Below are 19,002 nucleotides of genomic sequence, written 5' to 3'. Positions count from 1 at the left end.
ATATCATTTCAAACCCCAACTCGACTCCTCTCGAAAGGACACATGTCCAAACACGAGTAGCGGTTTATCGCAGAGAAGAGAGTAAAGCACAGGGCCGGGCAACTGCAAAGTAGCAGGCGAACCAATCGCGCCAACGCGACAAGCACGGTAATGCGAGATGGACACACTCAGCCGACAGCCACAGGCGGCGTTGCACTAATATGGTGCGGATTAATAATCAGGACAACGTGCTACGAGCTGCGCACAACAACCAGCACAAGGATCAAATCCGCTGCATATCGCTCAGTCTGCCGGGCAGAGCGGTCAGGCAGACAGACCGGTGAAACGCGCAATCTTTTCCGGATTGAGATAAGGGTCGAGTAAGCTGTGGTCATTACGAAAGCGAATATCGTTGCCAATTTGTCGCAACTGATCCAATGGCATCGGCGTTCGTGTCAAACGGTACAGCTTGTGATAATAATCATAGGTCTCACGGGAGGGTTGTTCATCAGAACTCGCGATCGCGTTGGGCTCTTTCTTGGACGCTTTGTTCTCGTCGCTCATCATCGTAAAGCTGTAAGTCGGAAACGTAATCATCTCGCCAAACGCCACGCACTTGAGTTCCTTCGGAAATTCGATAAGAAAATCGAAGGTTTGCCGCAAGTCTTCCTCACGGTCAAACTCGTTGATCGTGATGAGGTCAAAAAAGCCTGTCAGACCCGCCTCGACAATCTCTTTGCCCGCCTCGATTACACGAGCCATCTTGGTCGGTCGGTTATAGTACTCTTTGAGAATCCGCTCACTACCCGACTGCACGCCCATGGTGATGGAGACACAACCCGCGTCCTTGAGCTGCTTCATCATCCTCAAGTTATGTGTCGTCGGGTAGGTATAGCACCAAAATGGCATCCCGATCTCTTCCTTATAGCGAGGCAGGAAATCATCCAGCCATCGAGGGTTAACTGTGAAAACATCGTCGTAAAACAGGATGGTCTCGATATCGAGATTTTCTTTGGCCCAGCGCAATTCTTCGATTACTACATCGATATCGCGACGGCGCAGAGAATCCTTTTTGCCAAACATTTCCTGGTAACGACTTTCAATACAAAAAGAGCACGAAAATGGACATCCGCGCTGTGTCATGATGGGATATTCCTTTCCCAGATTGCGCGGGAACCGACCGCGAACAGCACGCTCCTTGCCTATATGCACATAGTTTTCCGTCCTCCAGTCGGGTATCGCGATGTCGTTCAGAGGCAGGTTGGATCGATTAGGGTTCTTGTGTATCTCTCCGTTGTTATCCCGCGCCCAGGTGCCCTCGATGTCTAGCCAGCTATCTCCCGAATCGATGCGGTTAGCCAGCTCGACAATCACCTCCTCACCCTCGTTGATACAGATCAGATCCGCATGCGGAATGCAGCTCTCTGGCTCAAGTGTCGGCGCAGGACCACCCCAGATAATTGGTACATTGAAACGCTCTCGTATTTTCTCGGTTACAAGGGCGCTTTCATCAATGATGCCTGAATACAGACTGAAACCTATGGCATCGGGCCTGAAATCTTCAAGCGCCTTAAACAGTAAATCGAACTCGAAATCGGTGAAGGGGGTATAGCAATTCCAGATGACTTCCCTACCATCTACAGAAAACAACAGGCCGGAAAAATCTGCCACTTCGTAATTAACCGAATCCTCAAGAGTATGGTCTTCATAGTCCCTGAAATAGTAGACCCTGGACTCATGTCCCGCTCGGATCAACTCTCCCGACAATTGAGCCGGCGCGAGATTGAGACCAGTAAATAGCTTAATTATTGCAACACGTGCCATCTGTCTACTCCGAGCAGGCCCCACCAAACCGGCCTGCATGATTGTGTCCATCCAGGGTCTTTCTCATGACCCTCTGTGGCGTACTTTTTTATGCGGCGACCTGTACCGAAATGCACTGGCAACCGTTTCTGTCAGCGTTACCTAAAAACCACCGAGTTTTGTCAAGTATAGGTCGTTTCAGGCGGGAGATATACCCTGGGCCCCAGAGTTGGGAGGCAGGTCCGCCTCACTCAACCAAAAACCGCCAATTCGGCACAGAATCCGCACTCCCGTGGGCGTCATAACATCGGGGGCGACTGGGAAAACCTTAAAGACATAGTATTTGTGCGGCTATACTCCCGTTAGGCCATCCGGTCCGATCGTAACCAGGCCAGCAAGCCCTGAGCGTTCAGTTGCAGATCAAAAGCCAACGCCTCCGCCCAACAAACTGCGCTCTCTCCGTCACCGATATCCCGCAAGAGGGCCAGTGAATATTCGCCCAGTTTCGACTGCAACCGCTCTCCGTTGTCGCCGCAATCCCGGGCCATTTCGCAGTAATCCTTCACCTGCCGGCGCAGCAGGGCCGCCGTCTCCGGGGCGTAGTCCAGCCTACCGAAATGAGTGAGAAATATAAAACGGGGGTTATAACTGTCGAGCACATCCAGGGAAGTGGCGAAAGCAACTGGATCAAACTGGCTGGGAGTGGTCGACGGCAGCAAAAAATTTCGCTCGCCGAAACGACACCAGGGGTAAGAGACCCCGAACATATCGCCACTGAACCAACCACAGCTGGTGGCATCCCAGATACAGGCGTGGTGTTCCGCGTGCCCTCGCGTATGCCGGAAAAGGAGGAGGCGCTCACCCAGATGAACAGTTTCTCCATCCGCCACCGCACGTATACGCGCTTCATCAACTGCTCGAATTTCACCGTAAAGCTGCTCGAACAATTCATCGCCATATACGGACCTCGACGCGTCTATTAGACGCGCGGGGTCTGCCATATGACGAACACCCCGCGGATGAACCAACAAAGTCGCGCAGGGAAACAGTGACATCATTAGTCCCGCCCCCCCGGCGTGGTCCAAATGCACATGGGTCGGAATGATATAGCGCACCTGCTCGGGACGAATGCCGCGCGCATCGAGCAGGGTGGTTAGCCTGGCTACACTGTGACTGGTACCTGTCTCAATGACAGCGTACTCCTCACCCTCTTCCAGCAGATAGAAACAGGCTTGTCCCGGTTTGACGTAATGCGCATCAATACAGGTAATACCGAAGCCGAGGTTTTCATAGTCGAGATTATTCATCGCACGTTCTCACAGAGGCGTCGTCAGAGCGAGGAACAATGCCTCAATCAGCGGCGTAGATTGGATTGCACTTCCAGCTGAATCGGTCGCCCCAATTGTCGGCTGATGATGGCTTTGAGTTCATCGACGTCATCAATATCAATGGGCTGCAGCGCACTCAGCACTAGGCTAACCCTGGCTGGCTGGCCGAGCGCAACGTCCACGTGCTTCACCTCTACAACCATACCCTCCAGCTGTATCTCACCGAGGGGCACGTGCTCGAGAATATCTTCACGCGCCACCAGGTGATTGAACGATAGCGTGAGAGGCACACTGATAAGCAGTAATAAAAGCAGTGAAATACCCATGCCTGCCCGGGCGCGCTTAAAGGGTGCGAAACCCAAAACGAGAAACGTGACGCTGGCAGCAAGAGCGATACCCACAAGGTTGGTGACCAACAAAAGCCCTGCGCCACCTGCCATATGCCAATCCGCCCAGCCGACGCCGATCCCTGCCACACTTAATGGTGGGACCAGCGCGACCGCGATGGCTACGCCAGCGAGGCTTTTAGCAATCTCCTCTTTCGCATTGGCATAGGCGCAGGCTACTCCAGACACTACGGCAATCATCAGGTCGAGCAAGGTCGGTGACATGCGCGCTTTCATCTCGCTCGTGGGAATCTCCAACGGTGTGACCCATGCCATCAGTACACCACAGGCCAGACCAAGAGCGATTCCTACCAGCAGCGTGCGCCCTGCCGACCGTATCAGCCCAAGATCTGAGCGCGCCAATCCCATGGCCAGAGACACTATCGGCGACATCAGGGGGGCCAGAATCATGGCGCCGATAATCACCGGGGCAGAATTGGCATACAGGCCAGCCAATGCCAACATCACGCTCAATACAATGAGCACCTGATAAGACGGTGTCGCCTTCGCATTATCGCGCAAGGAAACAAAAAGCTCGCGATACTCCTCTTCTGAAGCGTGATTGAAAAGCGGCAGACTGCGGTCGAGGAGCGGGCCTGCAGCGGCGTCGACCGGAATATGGTTAAGCCGCACAGTTTCCTTCTCTACAGGAGCCGACGATGTGTCCCGGTCGAGCGCCATAGCAGGGCCGGGGAGCAACTGTAATCGCTCGGGCAGTACGCTGAAGTGTAACTCTGAGGTATGGACTGGCTTCCCATCAAGCAGGTACTCGGTGCCCCGCGGCGCATCGATGCGCAAACTGCCAGTCTGTATGAGGCTCAAGGAAGCAGGCAATTGCGTCAAACGAATTTTGCCAGGCAGCACTACGCGTAATATGAGCAGCAGGTAACCGAGGATACTGCGGGGTGCCAGCGCTAGCAGCGCAAGTCGGCTGTCGGACGCCGCAAGCTCTTCGGTAAAGGCGCGACCGAGCAAAGTGCTGCGACTTTGTCCCACCACCACCATGCCCAGAGCGGCCATATGAATCTCTCGATTTTTGCCTGTCGTCAAGGTATAGGGTGCCAACTGCAGGGCACCCAACCCCTTCAGTGCTCCGCGTAGCACCGACCAGAATGTTGGCGGCCGATTAATATCGTAGGGGCGCAACGCACGAACCCGGCCGATGACAACAGAGGAAAATACCAGTTCATCGTTGCACGTTAATGCTTCTGCACTGATCACCGGGGCGTCGAGATAGTGTGTGAATACCTGCTGCAAACTGCCTTTTACGCCCATTGCCGCCATGGCCTGAGTTGCCTCCGGATGAGGCAGCACGCCGACTTGCCACTGCCTCTCTATCGACAATACAGACAGCTCCCGCAACATTTCGTCGCCCAGGCACATCAGCACTCTGGCTCCGGGCGGCGGCGTATCGCGCTCAGCCCAGGGCAAAAATGCAACACGACCGAGTGCAGACAATTCCGTAATCTGCTCCGCCAAAAGGCCTGTATCGTGAATCAGGTACACCCGGTTACCCCTTTCTCGTCAGACTCCACTAGCCCGCAAACGCCACCGCGCCACCATCCAACGCAATGGTCTGCCCAGTCAACCAGGCAGAGGCACGGGAACAGAGATAGATGGCCGTGCCAGCCGCATCCTCCGCATCACCCAGACGGCCACGCGGAAATGCCGCGCCCAGCTCGGCTTCATGATCCAGCAGGTGCGCTGTCATTTTACTGGGAAAAAAGCCGGGCGCTATCGCGTTAACATTGATGTGCTGTGGCGCCAAATCAGCTCCGAGGTGGCGGGTCAACTGGTGAACGGCCGCCTTGCTTGCCGAATAGGCGTAGTTGTTCATGCGGGGGTGAGTAATGCCATTGATCGATCCAATATTGATAACACGGGCAGGGTCTTCATCCGTTCCAGCCGCTCTTAAGGCCGGCAACAAATGCTGTGTAAGAAAGAACAATGACTTCACATTCAAATCCATTGTTTTATCCCAACCACTCTCAGGAAATTCATCAATACTTGCACCCCAGGTCGCGCCTGCATTGTTCACTAGAATGTGAACTTTTTCTTCCTGCGCGCGAATTGCATCCGCGAAGCCAGCAACGCCCGCAATGCTGGACAAATCCGAGGGCAACGCCGTGCAGTCGCCCAACACTGACAATGCAGCTTCGGTCTCACGCAGCTCAGCTTCCTTACGAGCAGTGATATACGTTTTCACGCCATTTTCTACGAAGCCACGCGCTATCATCGCACCGATACCGCGGGAACCACCGGTCACGACCGCGACTTTGCCACTTATATCAAACAAGTTTTTCACAATGCGTCTTCCTTTTTATCTTCAATCGGTTCGGCCGATAATTAAATACTTTTCGCTGCATCATTATGTGCAAATAAACAAACATTGCTATCGGCGGCGGCAGCAAGCCACACGGTATCGCTTGCAGCGAAAAAGACAGACGACGACAGACCGGGGCCTGAACAGGTCAAACTCCGCTCTGGTCGAGCCACCCATTTGAAAATAGCGACACAACACGGGATGGACTCTGGCCGAATGCTTGCCGCTGGCTTATGGGCTTCGATCCCTGCCTGCACAGGGTTACCAAGAGGGCCGCTGATTTTTCCGCCGTACGGGCTGCCGCGACCCTCATCCACACTGACACCGGCTGGTGCGACAGGCACCAATCGCATACATTCCTTGCATGGCGCACATCCAGCGCAAGCCCACCGGCACTCGTGCCTTTACTTGCGTGGAAGCAACAAAAAATAGTCTAGCACGGTTCACCGAGCGCCGCCTTGAGCTGGCCAACGGGTCGAATATCGTGCAAAACTGGACTCAGCGGATTGCATCCGCCGCCGCGAGTGCCCGCAGCACTGCCGCCCGTGTGTCAGCGGGATCAATGACTGCATCCAGCTCAAGAAAAGAGGCAGCCTCGGCCGCCTTGCCGACCTCGTACATTTTTGCCACCAATTGATCAAACAACGCATCGCGGGCATCCGGGTCCTCTTCGGCCTCCAGCTCTTTACGAAAACCAAGCCGAACCGCTCCTTCGAGGCCCATACCTCCAAATTCACCTGTGGGCCACGAGGCCGCATAAACGGGAGCAACAAAACTGCCGCCCGTCATCGCCATCGCTCCCAGTCCATAGCCCTTACGCAAGAAAATCGCGACAAGAGGCGAGTCCAGCTTCGAACCGGCCAAAAATAAACTGGACATGCGGCGCACCGCACCCTGCTGTTCACTGGCCGGCCCGACCATAAAACCAGGCGTATCGACCAGAGACAATAACGGTAGCGAAAACGCATTGCAGATCTGCAGAAAACGCGCGGTCTTTTCCGCCGCTTCGGAATCGACCGCTCCTCCCAACTGCTGGCAGTCGCTAGCGATAAGGGCGACAGGCTGACCCTCAAGACGAATAAAGCCCGTTATAATTCCGCGGCCATAAATACGCTGCAGCTCAAGAAAAGATCCTGTGTCGGCCACCGTTTCGATAATCTTGCGCACCGGGTAGCCCCAGCGCCGTTCTTGGGGTATCACATCCCTTAATACGTTCTGCGGCGACACATCCCAGTCAGCTATGGGACCCTGAAAATACGACAATAACTGTTGCGCAAGTCGTGTAGCGTGGGCCTCGTCTTCCGCTACGATATCGACCACACCGATTTTTTCCTGCTCCGCAACCGGGCCTATTTCAGTCGGCTTATAGGTACCAAGGCCGCCACCCTCGATCATGGCCGGACCCGCCATACCGATCCAGGAGTTACGCGTGGCGATGCAGAAGTCGGCGCTTCCAAACAACGCGGCATTGCCGGCGAAACAGTACCCATTGCTGACGGCAATCCTCGGGACTCTGCCACTGAGGGCAGCCCAAGTACTAAACGACGTCAGGTTGAGTCCCGCGATCTGGGTCATAACATCGGTATCGCCAGGACGCCCACCACCGCCCTCTGAGTACATAATCACGGGCAGGGACTGCTCCCTGGCGAGCTCACAGATGCGGTCGAGTTTGCGGTGGTGAAAATACCCCTGGGAGCCAGCCAATACAGCGTAATCGTTTACCACTGCCACCGCGCGGGCTTGCCTGTGACCGACAAGTTTAGCGTTGATCGTGCAGGTACCGGTGATAATGCCGTCGGCTGCGGTATCGGTCTGCAGGTCGACATACTCCCGCCGACTGCGTTGTGCTGCAACCGCCAGCTGTCCGTATTCCTGAAAAGAGCCCTCATCAACAAGGTCATTGACGTTTTCACGCGCGGTGCGGTTGCCTCTCGCATGCCGACGTTCCCGCGCTTCATTGCGCGCTTCATCCAGTGTGCTTGTCAATCGCTCACGGAGTGCCTGCAATTCGGGCCTGACATCGGAATCCATTGACTACTCCCTGTTAAGCCGCCGGAGACGCGAACATCATCAGGATTGCTGCGACTTGCCGCGTTCCTGCACGCCAGAGCGACGCGCTCCGATCGATTCACCAGATACACTGCGGTTCACATAGGTCATGACATTGCGTTCCATAGCAAGACCTGCGGCGAGGTCCATCGACAGCCCTTTATTGACCATCGTCTTGTAAACCTTCACCGTCTCGGGCACACAATCCACTATATCTCTGGCAATGCGGCAGCATTCATCACGCAACGTATCACTCGGCACAGCGCGGCTGACAAGACCCCAGGCTTCCGCCTGAGCGGCGGAGATGAAGTTGCCGGTGAAGTGCGCTTCTCGGGCCCTGCTCGGCCCAATAATCCGTGCGAGTTTCTGTGATAGCCCCCATCCGGGCGCGAGACCAACGCGACAATGCGTATCAGCAAAACGCGCCTCCTCGGAGGCCAGCAGGATATCGCCCATCAAAGCCAACTCGAAGCCACCCGTGGCGGCAACTCCGTTAACACCAATGATGATAGGACGATCAAATGCGTCCATGGCCGCCATAATGTCGTGCTCACCATGAATGGCATAGGCACCAAGACCGCCACCCTCTGCCATCGCCTTGAGGTCAAGTCCAGCACAGAAGGCCTTCCCGGCGCCTGTCAGCACAACCGCATGTACATCACGATCGTCCTGAAGTAGTCGAAACGCCTCACAGAGTTGTGTCAGTAATTGCGGCGACAGCGCATTACGTGCCTCCGGCCGATTCAAGGTGAGAACCGCATAACCTTCCTCACGCTCAATAAGTAGTTCTGTATCTGACATAATACTCGCCTCAATCGCCCTAGCGGCCCTTCCAGTTCGCGTCGCGTTTTTGCATAAACGCGACAACACCTTCTTTTGCGTCTTCACTGCTAATACAAATATGTTGCAACTTGGCCTCCGCCGAGATGGTTTCAGCCAAGGGCTGCTCGATCGCATCGTTAATTGCTTCCTTGGCATAACGAAGCGATAACGGCGCCTTTGCTGCGATCTCATTCGCCCAGTTAAGCGTGTCCTCCAACAGGGTCTCAGCGGGCACAACCCGGTTACACAGCCCCCACTCGAGACACTTCTGCGCACTAACCTTTTCACCTGTCACAATCATTTCATAGGCACGCTTGCGACCCAGAGTACGCACGAGGTGCCAGGTAGCCCCTCCATCAGGCACAAGGCTGATTGCTGCAAACGCCTGGTAGATATATGCGTCCTCTGCCATCACGGTGAGGTCGCACACCATGCCCAGCGCACTGCCAATCCCCGCGCAAGCGCCATTAATCGCACTAATCCACGGCTTGGGGCCTTCGTGAATCTCGAGCAGCGCTGGCTTGTACTCTCCGTTGAGTTGGTCTTCCACTCGGAAATTGGTTCGATCTTCGGGCATATCAGCGAGATCAGCTCCGGCGCTAAAGGCACGGCCTGCTCCTGTAAGCACAACTACGCGTACGCTGTCATTCGCGTTCATCTCGCGCACTGCCAGCAGCAGTTCGCGACGCAGACTGCCATCAAAGCTATTAAGCCTGTCCGGTCGATTGAGCGTTACAACACCTACCGCACCCTGCAACTTTATTTGTACTGCTTCGTAGTGACTCATGCTTGTGTCCTCTCGTGCAAATTTTCTATGTGATTGCGCCGCTATCGCGAAGCGTATTCAGCTCCTGCTCACCAAAGCCCATGTCGGTCAGCACAGCGCTGGTATCCTCGCCGACGTCATGACCACCGTGACGCACTTGCGAAGGCGTGCGACTGAAACGCGGCGCCGGAGCGGGCTGCGTCATTCCATCCAGCTCTATGTAAGCGTTACGGGCCACGTTGGCAGGATGATTGGGAGCATCCATGAAATTAAGAACCGGCGCAAAGCAAACATCCGTTCCCTCCATGAGACTACACCATTCCGACTGTGTTTTAGTTTTCATTATCGTTGTCAGCTTTTCCTTCATTTCGGGCCATTTCTCCCTGTTGCCCTGATCACCGAAGTCCTCTTCTGACAAGCCGGCCAATTCCTTCAGCAGTGCGTAAAACTGAGGCTCGATAGAGCCCAAAGAGATGTACTCACCATCGGCGCATTCGTAGGTATCATAAAAGTGTGCGCCACCATCAAGCATATTGGAACCGCGCTCTTTCTCATTCCACAGTCCCATCGCCTGGAAGCCATAGAACATCCACATGAGCTGCGCAGCGCCGTCAACCATCGCCGCATCGATAACCTGCCCCTTGCCGGAACTTCCAGTCTCCAGCAGCGCTGCCAGCACGCCTGTGACCAACAACATACCACCACCACCAAAATCACCCACCAAATTCAGCGGCGGCACGGGCTTCTCACCCTTACGACCCATCGCAAAGAGCGCACCCGTAATGGAAATATAGTTGATATCGTGCCCAGCAGCCTGCGCCAGCGGGCCATCCTGACCCCAGCCCGTCATACGGGAATAAACCAGCTTGGGATTACGTTCTAGACAGACGTCCGGGCCAATTCCCAGCTTCTCGCAAACACCCGGTCGCATAGGGTCAATAAGCACGTCGGCATTTTCAACCATGCGCAATAGCGTTTCCACACCGGCTGGATCCTTGAGATTCAGCGCAACTGATTTCTTGCCTCGAGAGCTAACATCTTTCATCTGCATGCCGCCCATGCCCGCGGCCCTGTCGATACGGATAACCTCCGCACCCATATCCGCAAGGATCATAGCCCCCATTGGCGCGGGCCCGATGCCCGCCAGCTCAAGAACCGTGTAACCGTTTAGTGGACCCATCCGCCCCTCCTGCTGCAGCTGCGGCCCCTAATGACGATCAGGGGGAAACGCAGGCGTGTTAAGTGTATTAAACATCAAAGGCTGGGATGAGGGCGTGCATACTGGTCTATCGCCTCAGCGCTGCTGCATCGACAATCCTTGCCTGACATCCCGGTCAAAAAACTAGAGGCGGGAAGGAAAAGCTCCCAACACGCAAAACGCACATAGAAAAATCGTACGATCACGTGACCCGGGAGCCCCCTGCATACCTCTTGGCACTACCCCTACTTGGGCTGCATCCGTATACCGCCATCCATACGGATACACTCGCCGTTAATATAGTCGTTCTCGGCGATCTGCTGCGCCAACTGAGCGATCTCGTCCGCTTTACCCAGTCGCTTGGGGTACAGTACCTGGCTGGCAAGTGGCTGCAGGAATTCTGCAATTTCCGGGGTCATTTCTTCTGCACCGCCCATCATCAGTGGGGTCGCAATCAAGCCAGGCACAATAGTATTCACCCGAATACCCAGAACAGAAAGGTCACGGGCAATAGGCAGCGTCATCCCGACAACACCGCCTTTGGAGGCGGAGTACGCAGCCTGACCAACCTGCCCTTCATACGCAGCCACCGATGCCGTATTAATAATAACGCCGCGGCCACCGTCGTCGTTGATCACCTCGTTGTCCGACATCTTCTCAGCACAAAGGCGCAGTACATTGAAGGTGCCTACCAGGTTGATCTGAATAATTTTATTGAACTCATCCAGAGGGAATGGGCCCTTCTTGCCCATTGTACGTATGGCGTTCCCGGTTCCAGCAAAGTTACAGCAAATATGGATAGCACCAAACGCGTCCATCGCGGCGGCGATACCAGCCTGAACGGACTCCTCACTGGTCACGTTGACGTTGCAGAAAATGACGCTGCCGCCGAACTCATCAACCAGTTGCTGTCCTTTCTCTTCATTCATATCGAAAATAACAGCCTTGGCACCATTGGCGACAAAACGTTTGACGGTAGCGCGGCCCAGGCCAGACGATCCACCAGTGATTACTGCGACTTTATCTTTCAAATCCATATCGATTCTCCTGAACGAATTGGTATGCCGGTATCGGCGTTAGTGGTCAAAAGTTACGCGTGTTGAACGGGGTGTAGTCTTCAGCCAGAAAATCCCGGCTAATTATGATTTTCATCACCTCAGAACTGCCCGCATAGATTGTGGAAATCTTCGCATCGGTGTACTGCCGGCTAATAGGGTATTCATCCATGTAGCCATTACCGCCATGCAATTGCACACCAACGTCGGCCACTTTTACCTGCAACTCACTCGTGGCCAGCTTGGCTTTTGCAGCATCTACCGCAGTCAAATCTCCGGCATTGAACGCTGTAACGCAGTAATCGACGTAAGCCTGAGCAAAATCGAGTTCCGTGCGCAGTTCAGCGAGCTTGAACTGTGTATTTTGAAAGGCAGCAACTGTCTTGCCAAAGGCCTTACGCTCCTTCACATAATTGAGGGTCAAGTCCCAGGACAGCTGCGCAGCGGACAGGTACCCTGCCGCGCCAATAAGACGCTCCTCGGCGAGTCCTTCCATCAAATAGTAAAAGCCCTTGCCGGGCTCGCCCAGCACATTGGCCTTGGGCACCTTGACGTCATTAAAAAACAGTTCGGCTGTGTCCTGAGCCTTCAGGCCCATTTTTTTCAGGTTGCGGCCACGCTCAAAGCCCTCCATGCCGCGCTCGACAACAAACAATGTCATGGCATGAGGATTATTCTCAGGATCGGTCTTGGCAGCCGCAATGACGAGGTCCGCGTTGATCCCATTCGATATAAAAACTTTGGACCCGTTAAGCACCCAGTGATCGTCTTTTTCCACGGCGTTGGAGCGCATGCCGGCAAGGTCGCTGCCCGCGTCAGGCTCTGTCATGGCGATAGCAAGCACGTGCTCGCCACTGACACATTTGGGCAGCAGGCGCTGACACTGCTCTTCACTACCAAAACGGGTGAAATACGGCCCGACCAATCGGCTATGAAGTGTGTTGTACCAGTCTGCAACCCGCGCGTAACTTGTCTCCTCGATAATAATCTGCTCAAACCGGAAGTCCGTGTCACCCATTCCACCATATTTCTCGTCGGGCCATATCATCAAAAAGCCCTGTTCACCGGCGCGCCGGAACGCCTCGCGGTCCACAATTCCGGATTCACGCCAGGTCTCCATATGTGGCACAATCTCCGCTGCGAGAAATTTGCGATACGCATCGCGAAACATGTGCTGTTCTTCGGTAAATTGTCTTTGCAACATGGGGAAAGCCCTTTGGAGACAGGTAATTAAGCGGTTCACAGTATGGTTAGCGCCCGAGAGGCCAACAATGACCGCTCCCGACAAATAAATTGACTGGACATGACAGCGGCAGGTCATGTCGCCACTAGGACACTTATGGAGCATCTCCACGCCGAAAACTGGTTCCAGCTTCATTTTGGGCTGATATTCCTTATTACAGGTGTACTGCTGTTGGTGGTTTACGCACTGAGCGACGCCAACAATACGATCCCCGGGCTTGGTCTTTTCGCTGTGTTTTTCATGTCGGCGCTGCTCGGATGGGTCGCCTTCGCCCTGCAACAGGGATCCAACGTGCCTATGATGGTGGACGTGCCCTCGGTGGCGTCGGTAATGACAAGCTACATCTTTTTTCTTGCAGCGGGTCAACGCGCAAAAATCTATCAGGGGCGATACCTCCTCGGCGCGTTTTGCCTGATTGCCTGTCTCAGTGTGTTTTTCGTGGTGCCGCAGCAAATGTTCGTTATTCAGGCTTTGGCCGCCACGGTTTTTTATGCCAGCGCTGGTGTGGTAAGCGCGCTCTACAGCTGGCAGACGCGTAACCTCGGTGACGCCCTACTTGCCATTGCGGGCCTGATAATGCTGATCGGCGTGCCGTTTGCCCTTTTCGAGTGGTTGCAGCAGGGGGATTTGAAGTCAGCCCAACAGCTTACTTTTAGCATCTACAGTGCTGCGTACGTACTTGTAGCGGTGGGCTTCCTCGCCGGCGTTGTGATCGAGTACCAGCAGAAACTGACTCAGATGGCAACGGAAGATCCTCTGACCCAGCTTCTGAACCGCCGTGGGCTTGAGCACGCGGTGCAGGTTACCATTGCCCACGCATCACGACAGCAATCCCACACTGCAGCGGTCCTCATTGATATTGACCACTTTGAGGGAGTCAACTCCAACTTCGGGCACGACGCAGGGGACCAGGTTATTCTCCAGGTCGGAGAAGTAATACAGCACAAATGTCGCACCTCGGATGTATTGGCACGCACCGGTGGCGGTGAATTCCTGTTGGTGCTGCCGGAAACCGACCTTGACGGGGCACGCATCCTTGCGGAACGCATCAGAGAGGATGTCAGTGCAATTCCCATGGTGGCAAACCAGCAGCGCATTCCCATAACGGTGAGCCTGGGGGTAGCAGGAGCAGTCGGGGAAATAAAACTGGACACGCTGTCCGGGGAAGCTGGTCGTGCAATGACCCTCGCGAAAATGGGAGGCCGCAACCGAGTGGCCTCCGTAGAGAATAAACCGGTCTACCTGAGTAGCCGGGAGCAACGCGGCTGAGGGGCACATGCGCGATCTATCTATCTCTGTCTATTTTGCTCGAGCGGTCCTGAAAAATGCAGTTGCCCGAGGTCTGGACCCGGTCAGTCTCTTGCGGGAGAACCGCATTTCCCCGCGCTTGATGGCCGAAGACAATGCCCGAATTTCTATTGAACGTTTTGCCGATCTAAATGTAAGCACCATGCGGGCTATGGATGACGAATCCCTCGGCTATGGCGTCCGCCGCCTACCCATGGGTTGCTGGTCAATGATGTGCCAGGCAGTGATCAGCGCAGAGACATTGGGCCAGGCATTGGCCCGCTACTGCCGCTTCTACCAACTATTCGAACTGTGCTGGCAACCGGTGCTGGAGGAAGACGATGAATCTGCCCGCGTCAGGCTTTATGCCAAAGGGACCGACCAACAGCCTATCCCTTATCTGCAAGAACTCATGCTGTTCAACACGCACCGTTTCGCCAGCTGGCTGGTACAGGAACATATTCCGATCCAGGCGGTAGACTTCAATTTTCCTCCACAAGCACAAAACCAGGATTATCGGCACATGTTTCTGGCAAACCCCGTGCAATTCGAGCAGCCGCAAACACAGCTGGTATTCTCGCGAACACAACTGGAAAAGCGCGTGACCCAGAACGAGTCTTCGCTGCGACACTTCCTGCGCCATCCCGTGCTGATAATGCTCACTCAGGACTACGCCGCCAACAGCTGGACGGCCCGGGTGCGAGATATTATCCGCCGACGTTTGAAAGAAATTCCCGAACTCAATGATGTCGCGGACACGCTGGACATCCACCCGCAAACATTGCGACGCCGCCTGGCTTCCGAGGGCACTACTTTCAAGGACATCAAGAATCAGGTTCGCCGGGATACGGCTCTGCACTTTCTCGGCAAGCAGGGGCTCAGCATCGAGGAAATTGCGCACCGCGCAGGCTTCTCTGAATCCAGTGCTTTTATCAGAGCCTTCAAGGGCTGGACCGGAATCACCCCTTACACCTACCGCAAAGGACTCTGAACTCGGCCGCTTGTTTGATCTCCGCCTATCTCGGCTATCGGCTGCTTGATCGGCAATAAATACGTTACGGTCGATTTTCCCGTGGTCCACGCATGTCGATCACTGAGGTGGTCAGTTTTTATGAAATGGCCTATATTCCACGCAACGTAAAGGAACCACAGGAACGCCTCAGTGCATAAATCATTACGTGGCTTGGCCATCGTCTACGCCATTTACCTTTTTTTCGCACTCGTAATCGCGACCCCCGCCCTCAATATTTTGCCGCATAACTATGTCCGCGATACGTATGGTTGGACACTCGACACTGGGTGGGTGGTGCTGAACCCATTCAAGCTGAGCCTGGATGTCGTCGATGCTGCGCTCCGCGACACAAGGGGCGAGCAGGTACTGGGTTTTAGCGAAGGCTCCGTCAACCTCTCCGTTGCAAGCCTATGGAATGCCGGGTGGGTAATGGATACGGTCAAGTTCAGCAACATCGACCTGGCAGTAGCGCGAATATCCGCGGATACCTATAACTTCTCCGACCTTTTACCCGAACCGACAAAAGACGCAGAATTGGAGGAAAAGCCGGGTGCCATGCCTCCCATCACTATCCACGAACTCGACTTACAGTCAGACATTATTGTGCTGAGCGACAGGGCCCGGGATGAGGCCTACGACAGCAACTGGGACGGCCTGCACATTCGCGCTGAAGATATTTCCACTTTAACGACCGAGGGCAAGCCCTACTCCATCGACTTGCGAGGCGATGGTGGTGGCACCCTGCACTGGGAAGGCAAGGTTTCACTCGCTTCGGGTAACAGCAACGGCCGCCTGCAGATCGAGAATCTCAGCTTGAGGAAGCTTTGGCGATTGGGCGAACCCTGGCTGGGCTTCGAGCTGACGGATGGTCGCCTCGCATTGGCTGGCGACTACACGCTGGACTGGGCTGACACATTCGTCTACAAAATCGACTACGGCCGCGTCGAGCTAGCGAACATAGACATACTGCCGAAAGACATTAAAGCGCTGCCGAACACCCGCCTCATGCTCAAAGCCCTCACTATCGATGACATTGCGGTCGACAGCATCGCGCAAAAGATTACCATCGAATCACTGGTCGCAGCTTCATTAGCACCCGAGGGATGGATGAACGACGCCCAGATCAGCCTGGTCGATATGCTTGCCCCTTTGAGCGCGTCCAACGAGCAGACTAATAGCAACACGGCTCAAGATGATAGCTCGCAAGTGCCTGACGTTGCAGCCACACAAGATGCAACCAACACTGCCACGCGACAAGTAAGCGATCATTCGGCTGAGCAGCTCAGCGACAAGGCCAAGGCAGAAACTCCACAGCGGAGCGCCGCTGCTACCGCACCAGACCTGCCTACGGAGCCGTCTCGGCAGCCACCCGACGACGAAAATGATTGGAGCGTTAGCCTGGCAAAGGCCACTCTCAAGCAAGGTGGCCTGCGCTGGCGCTCTCCGTTCACAGCACCCGAACTGATGGTCGTTACATCAGCAAGCGCTTCTGTTAACAATCTCCATTGGCCACCGCAGGGCGATACCGGGGTATCTCTGCAATTGATTGTGAATAGTGAAGCCACGTTGACTATAGAAGGAGCGCTTGACCTTGAGGAAGGCAACGGCAGCTTCACCTACGATTCGGAAAAAGTACGGCTGCCCTGGATCGACCCCAGCCTGCCGCCACAGTTCCGGGCGACGGTTGCTCGCGGCGAACTGGACGTTGAGGGGAGCGCAACAGTTAGCGGGTTCGCCCCGCAGAGCGCCGAACTGGACGGTACCATCAGGGGCTTTGGCTTGCGCATGGATGACGATGGCGGGCGTATCGCCGGTTGGGACCTGTTGCGTATCACAGGACTGCGCGTCGATGTTGAAAAACGTCATATCGTACTCGATAAGCTGGATATCGATGGCAATGTCGGCCGAACGCACATCAAGCAAGACGGTACCCTTAACACCTCAAATATCTGGAAAGAGGACGATGGTGAGCCAGAGACAATCTCTGATCTGCCCACAGACGCTCAACCGTGGACCTTCAGTCTTCCGGAAATTACTATCACAGATGGCGAGATTGATTTCTGGGATGAATCGCTGCCCATCCAATTTCGAACCGTGATTGTCGGGATCGAGGGTGAGGTACGCAACATAGATTCCCAGACTGGCGAAAGTGCTGCCGTCGACATCAAGGGCACCGTGGACGGCTACGCCCCGGTCTCGCTCAAGGGCGATCTCTCTCCCTTTGCCGATGCACTGGCGATTGATCTGCACCTCACGTTTGACAGCGTAGATATGGCTGCCCTCTCACCCTATACGGGCACCTACGCGGGCTACGCAATTGATCGGGGCTTGCTCGATCTTGATTTGCAATACAAGATGGCTGACAACCAACTGGACGGCAGGAACTCTATTCGAATCGACAAGCTGAAACTGGGCGACAAGGTGAAAAGTGACAAGGCAGCTGATCTCCCACTCGAAATGGCTCTGGCAATCATGACCGATTCAGATGGCGTTATCGACATGAAAATTCCAGTATCGGGCGACGTCGCCAGCCCCAACTTCGAGCTGGGCGGAGTGATATCGCAGGCTATTTTCAACACGATCATCAAGGTTGTCACCTCGCCTTTTACACTGCTCGCCGAGCTTGCGGACAGCGAAGAAGATCTTCAACGCTTGAGTTTTACCCCCGGTTACGCTGACTTGACTGAGCAGAATACAGGCAAGCTGGATACACTGGGAACCGCACTGGAGCAGCGGCCAATCCTCTCGCTGGTGATCAACGGACAGATCAACCAGTCCGCAGACACAGAACGCCTGCAAAAGAATATTTTAAAGGCACAACTCGTTACGAATGGCTTGCCTGTCGAAGAGGTCGAGCAAAAAAATGCACGATGGGAGGCGGCAATCATCAAGCGATATGAGGATATGCGGGGTACCCCACGCGGCAAAGACACATCTGTTCGGGAACAGTACGCGGCAGTCTATGGCGCCATACCCATTACGGACGAGCAGCTGCTTGCACTGGCCGAGGAGCGCGCAATGAACGTGAAAGCCTATTTATTGAACACTGTGGGGTTGGCTCCCGATCGCGCGGTAGTAGGCAGGCCTGTATTGAACGTCGAGCAGAATAATTTCAGTGGAGTAGAGTTGGCGATACAGAACTAATCCCGTCACCCTAAATGACACTGCTGGATATGCAGCGTGACGCCAAACAGTGGCTCTCCGCTAGTCAAGGTAGACCAGTCGACCATCGCATATAACACAATGGTAATTGACCCGGCCTCGCTTCATTCGATTGTGCCGCGTGGCAGAGACATCATGTAACTGACAGCCGCAGTGGTAGCGATGGGTAGATTGCTTGCGCTGGGGTACACCCTCCAGATCGAGATCGAATGTTACTGCCGGGTCGGCGCCAAAGCGCAGCATCAGATCCTGCCACTCGGGCCCATGGGGCCTGGTTCCACGCCGGGGATACGTTTCGTGCACTATGAAATGCGCGACCTCGTGAGGTACCGTATCACGCAGATTTTCCTCGTAGTACTTGGCAAATATCCATGGGTTGTAACGTATCACGCGACTTTCGCCATGGATTTTGAACATGCCCGCACTGCGGCCCTTCAGATCGAAGAGGACGGGCACTCGCTTATAACGCCGGTCAAAAATCGCTTCGGCCTGATCAATATAGCGCTCTGTCGCTTCTGTAACTTGCTTTTTCTCTAATGCCCCGATTGGTTGTAACACGCCGCTTTTTTCTCCAGCCTCCGATCAGCAC

The 19,002-nt window shown here is 54.8% G+C and carries 13 protein-coding genes and 1 pseudogene; 3 read left to right on the top strand and 11 right to left on the bottom strand.

Annotated features, from left to right (window positions below):
• Positions 1 to 303: 303 nt before the first annotated feature.
• The 10 genes from EYC82_RS01955 to EYC82_RS01910 all read right to left on the bottom strand — a co-directional run bounded on the left by EYC82_RS01955 (position 304) and on the right by EYC82_RS01910 (position 12,913).
• Positions 304 to 1,803 carry a B12-binding domain-containing radical SAM protein gene (locus EYC82_RS01955; RefSeq protein WP_279247874.1) on the bottom strand — a complete coding sequence of 500 codons (1,500 nt, stop codon included), beginning with the start codon at positions 1,801 to 1,803 and terminating at the stop codon, positions 304 to 306.
• Positions 1,804 to 2,144: 341 nt separating this feature from the next.
• The gene (locus tag EYC82_RS01950) at positions 2,145 to 3,089 is read right to left on the bottom strand and encodes an MBL fold metallo-hydrolase (protein ID WP_279247873.1); all 945 of its coding nucleotides are present in this window, start codon (positions 3,087 to 3,089) and stop codon (positions 2,145 to 2,147) included.
• Positions 3,090 to 3,136: 47 nt separating this feature from the next.
• Entirely contained in the window at positions 3,137 to 5,002 is a 1,866-nt protein-coding gene (locus EYC82_RS01945) for a DUF389 domain-containing protein (RefSeq protein WP_279247872.1), read from the bottom strand.
• Positions 5,003 to 5,030: 28 nt separating this feature from the next.
• Positions 5,031 to 5,801 (bottom strand): SDR family oxidoreductase, encoded by a 771-nt coding sequence (locus EYC82_RS01940; protein WP_279247871.1) that lies wholly within the window; start codon positions 5,799 to 5,801, stop codon positions 5,031 to 5,033.
• Between the two features lie 516 nt (positions 5,802 to 6,317).
• A complete protein-coding gene (locus tag EYC82_RS01935; protein WP_279247870.1) occupies positions 6,318 to 7,850 on the bottom strand; it encodes an acyl-CoA carboxylase subunit beta in 1,533 nt (510 codons plus the stop codon).
• 39 nt (positions 7,851 to 7,889) lie between these two features.
• A complete protein-coding gene (locus tag EYC82_RS01930) occupies positions 7,890 to 8,669 on the bottom strand; it encodes an enoyl-CoA hydratase (protein WP_279247869.1) in 780 nt (259 codons plus the stop codon).
• A gap of 19 nt (positions 8,670 to 8,688) precedes the next feature.
• On the bottom strand, positions 8,689 to 9,477 hold the full coding sequence (locus EYC82_RS01925; RefSeq protein ID WP_279247868.1) for an enoyl-CoA hydratase/isomerase family protein: 789 nt from the start codon (positions 9,475 to 9,477) through the stop codon (positions 8,689 to 8,691).
• Between the two features lie 25 nt (positions 9,478 to 9,502).
• A complete protein-coding gene (locus EYC82_RS01920; RefSeq protein WP_279247867.1) occupies positions 9,503 to 10,636 on the bottom strand; it encodes a CaiB/BaiF CoA transferase family protein in 1,134 nt (377 codons plus the stop codon).
• A 263-nt stretch (positions 10,637 to 10,899) separates the two neighbouring features.
• Positions 10,900 to 11,691 carry an SDR family NAD(P)-dependent oxidoreductase gene (locus EYC82_RS01915; protein WP_279247866.1) on the bottom strand — a complete coding sequence of 264 codons (792 nt, stop codon included), beginning with the start codon at positions 11,689 to 11,691 and terminating at the stop codon, positions 10,900 to 10,902.
• Positions 11,692 to 11,737: 46 nt separating this feature from the next.
• A complete protein-coding gene (locus EYC82_RS01910) occupies positions 11,738 to 12,913 on the bottom strand; it encodes an acyl-CoA dehydrogenase family protein (protein WP_279247865.1) in 1,176 nt (391 codons plus the stop codon).
• A gap of 135 nt (positions 12,914 to 13,048) precedes the next feature.
• On the opposite strand from EYC82_RS01910, the gene EYC82_RS01905 reads away from it, so the two are divergent.
• The 3 genes and pseudogenes from EYC82_RS01905 to EYC82_RS01895 form a co-directional block, all read left to right on the top strand.
• Entirely contained in the window at positions 13,049 to 14,221 is a 1,173-nt protein-coding gene (locus EYC82_RS01905) for a GGDEF domain-containing protein (RefSeq protein ID WP_279247864.1), read from the top strand.
• Positions 14,222 to 14,228: 7 nt separating this feature from the next.
• A complete protein-coding gene (locus tag EYC82_RS01900; RefSeq protein WP_279247863.1) occupies positions 14,229 to 15,230 on the top strand; it encodes an AraC family transcriptional regulator in 1,002 nt (333 codons plus the stop codon).
• A gap of 168 nt (positions 15,231 to 15,398) precedes the next feature.
• Positions 15,399 to 18,395: pseudogene (locus tag EYC82_RS01895) on the top strand (DUF748 domain-containing protein); the annotation flags it as partial.
• 60 nt (positions 18,396 to 18,455) lie between these two features.
• Here EYC82_RS01895 and EYC82_RS01890 read toward each other — a convergent pair.
• On the bottom strand, positions 18,456 to 18,971 hold the full coding sequence (locus tag EYC82_RS01890; protein WP_279247861.1) for a SprT family zinc-dependent metalloprotease: 516 nt from the start codon (positions 18,969 to 18,971) through the stop codon (positions 18,456 to 18,458).
• Between the last annotated feature and the right edge of the window lie 31 nt (positions 18,972 to 19,002).

It is taken from the genome of Candidatus Marimicrobium litorale (assembly GCF_026262645.1).
GTDB lineage: Bacteria > Pseudomonadota > Gammaproteobacteria > Pseudomonadales > Halieaceae > Marimicrobium > Marimicrobium litorale.
The sequence above is the reverse complement of the archived record's forward strand: the minus strand, read 5'-3'. Positions and strand labels throughout refer to the sequence as shown.

What these genes read in the sequence shown, in the direction of transcription:
- EYC82_RS01905 (WP_279247864.1), top strand. Translation starts at nt 13,049, where the DNA reads ATGGAGCATCTCCACGCCGAAAACTGGTTCCAGCTTCATTTTGGGCTG.
- EYC82_RS01950 (WP_279247873.1), bottom strand. Translation starts at nt 3,089, where the DNA reads ATGAATAATCTCGACTATGAAAACCTCGGCTTCGGTATTACCTGTATT.
- EYC82_RS01900 (WP_279247863.1), top strand. Translation starts at nt 14,229, where the DNA reads ATGCGCGATCTATCTATCTCTGTCTATTTTGCTCGAGCGGTCCTGAAA.
- EYC82_RS01930 (WP_279247869.1), bottom strand. Translation starts at nt 8,669, where the DNA reads ATGTCAGATACAGAACTACTTATTGAGCGTGAGGAAGGTTATGCGGTT.
- EYC82_RS01915 (WP_279247866.1), bottom strand. Translation starts at nt 11,691, where the DNA reads ATGGATTTGAAAGATAAAGTCGCAGTAATCACTGGTGGATCGTCTGGC.
- EYC82_RS01935 (WP_279247870.1), bottom strand. Translation starts at nt 7,850, where the DNA reads ATGGATTCCGATGTCAGGCCCGAATTGCAGGCACTCCGTGAGCGATTG.
- EYC82_RS01955 (WP_279247874.1), bottom strand. Translation starts at nt 1,803, where the DNA reads ATGGCACGTGTTGCAATAATTAAGCTATTTACTGGTCTCAATCTCGCG.
- EYC82_RS01925 (WP_279247868.1), bottom strand. Translation starts at nt 9,477, where the DNA reads ATGAGTCACTACGAAGCAGTACAAATAAAGTTGCAGGGTGCGGTAGGT.
- EYC82_RS01920 (WP_279247867.1), bottom strand. Translation starts at nt 10,636, where the DNA reads ATGGGTCCACTAAACGGTTACACGGTTCTTGAGCTGGCGGGCATCGGG.
- EYC82_RS01910 (WP_279247865.1), bottom strand. Translation starts at nt 12,913, where the DNA reads ATGTTGCAAAGACAATTTACCGAAGAACAGCACATGTTTCGCGATGCG.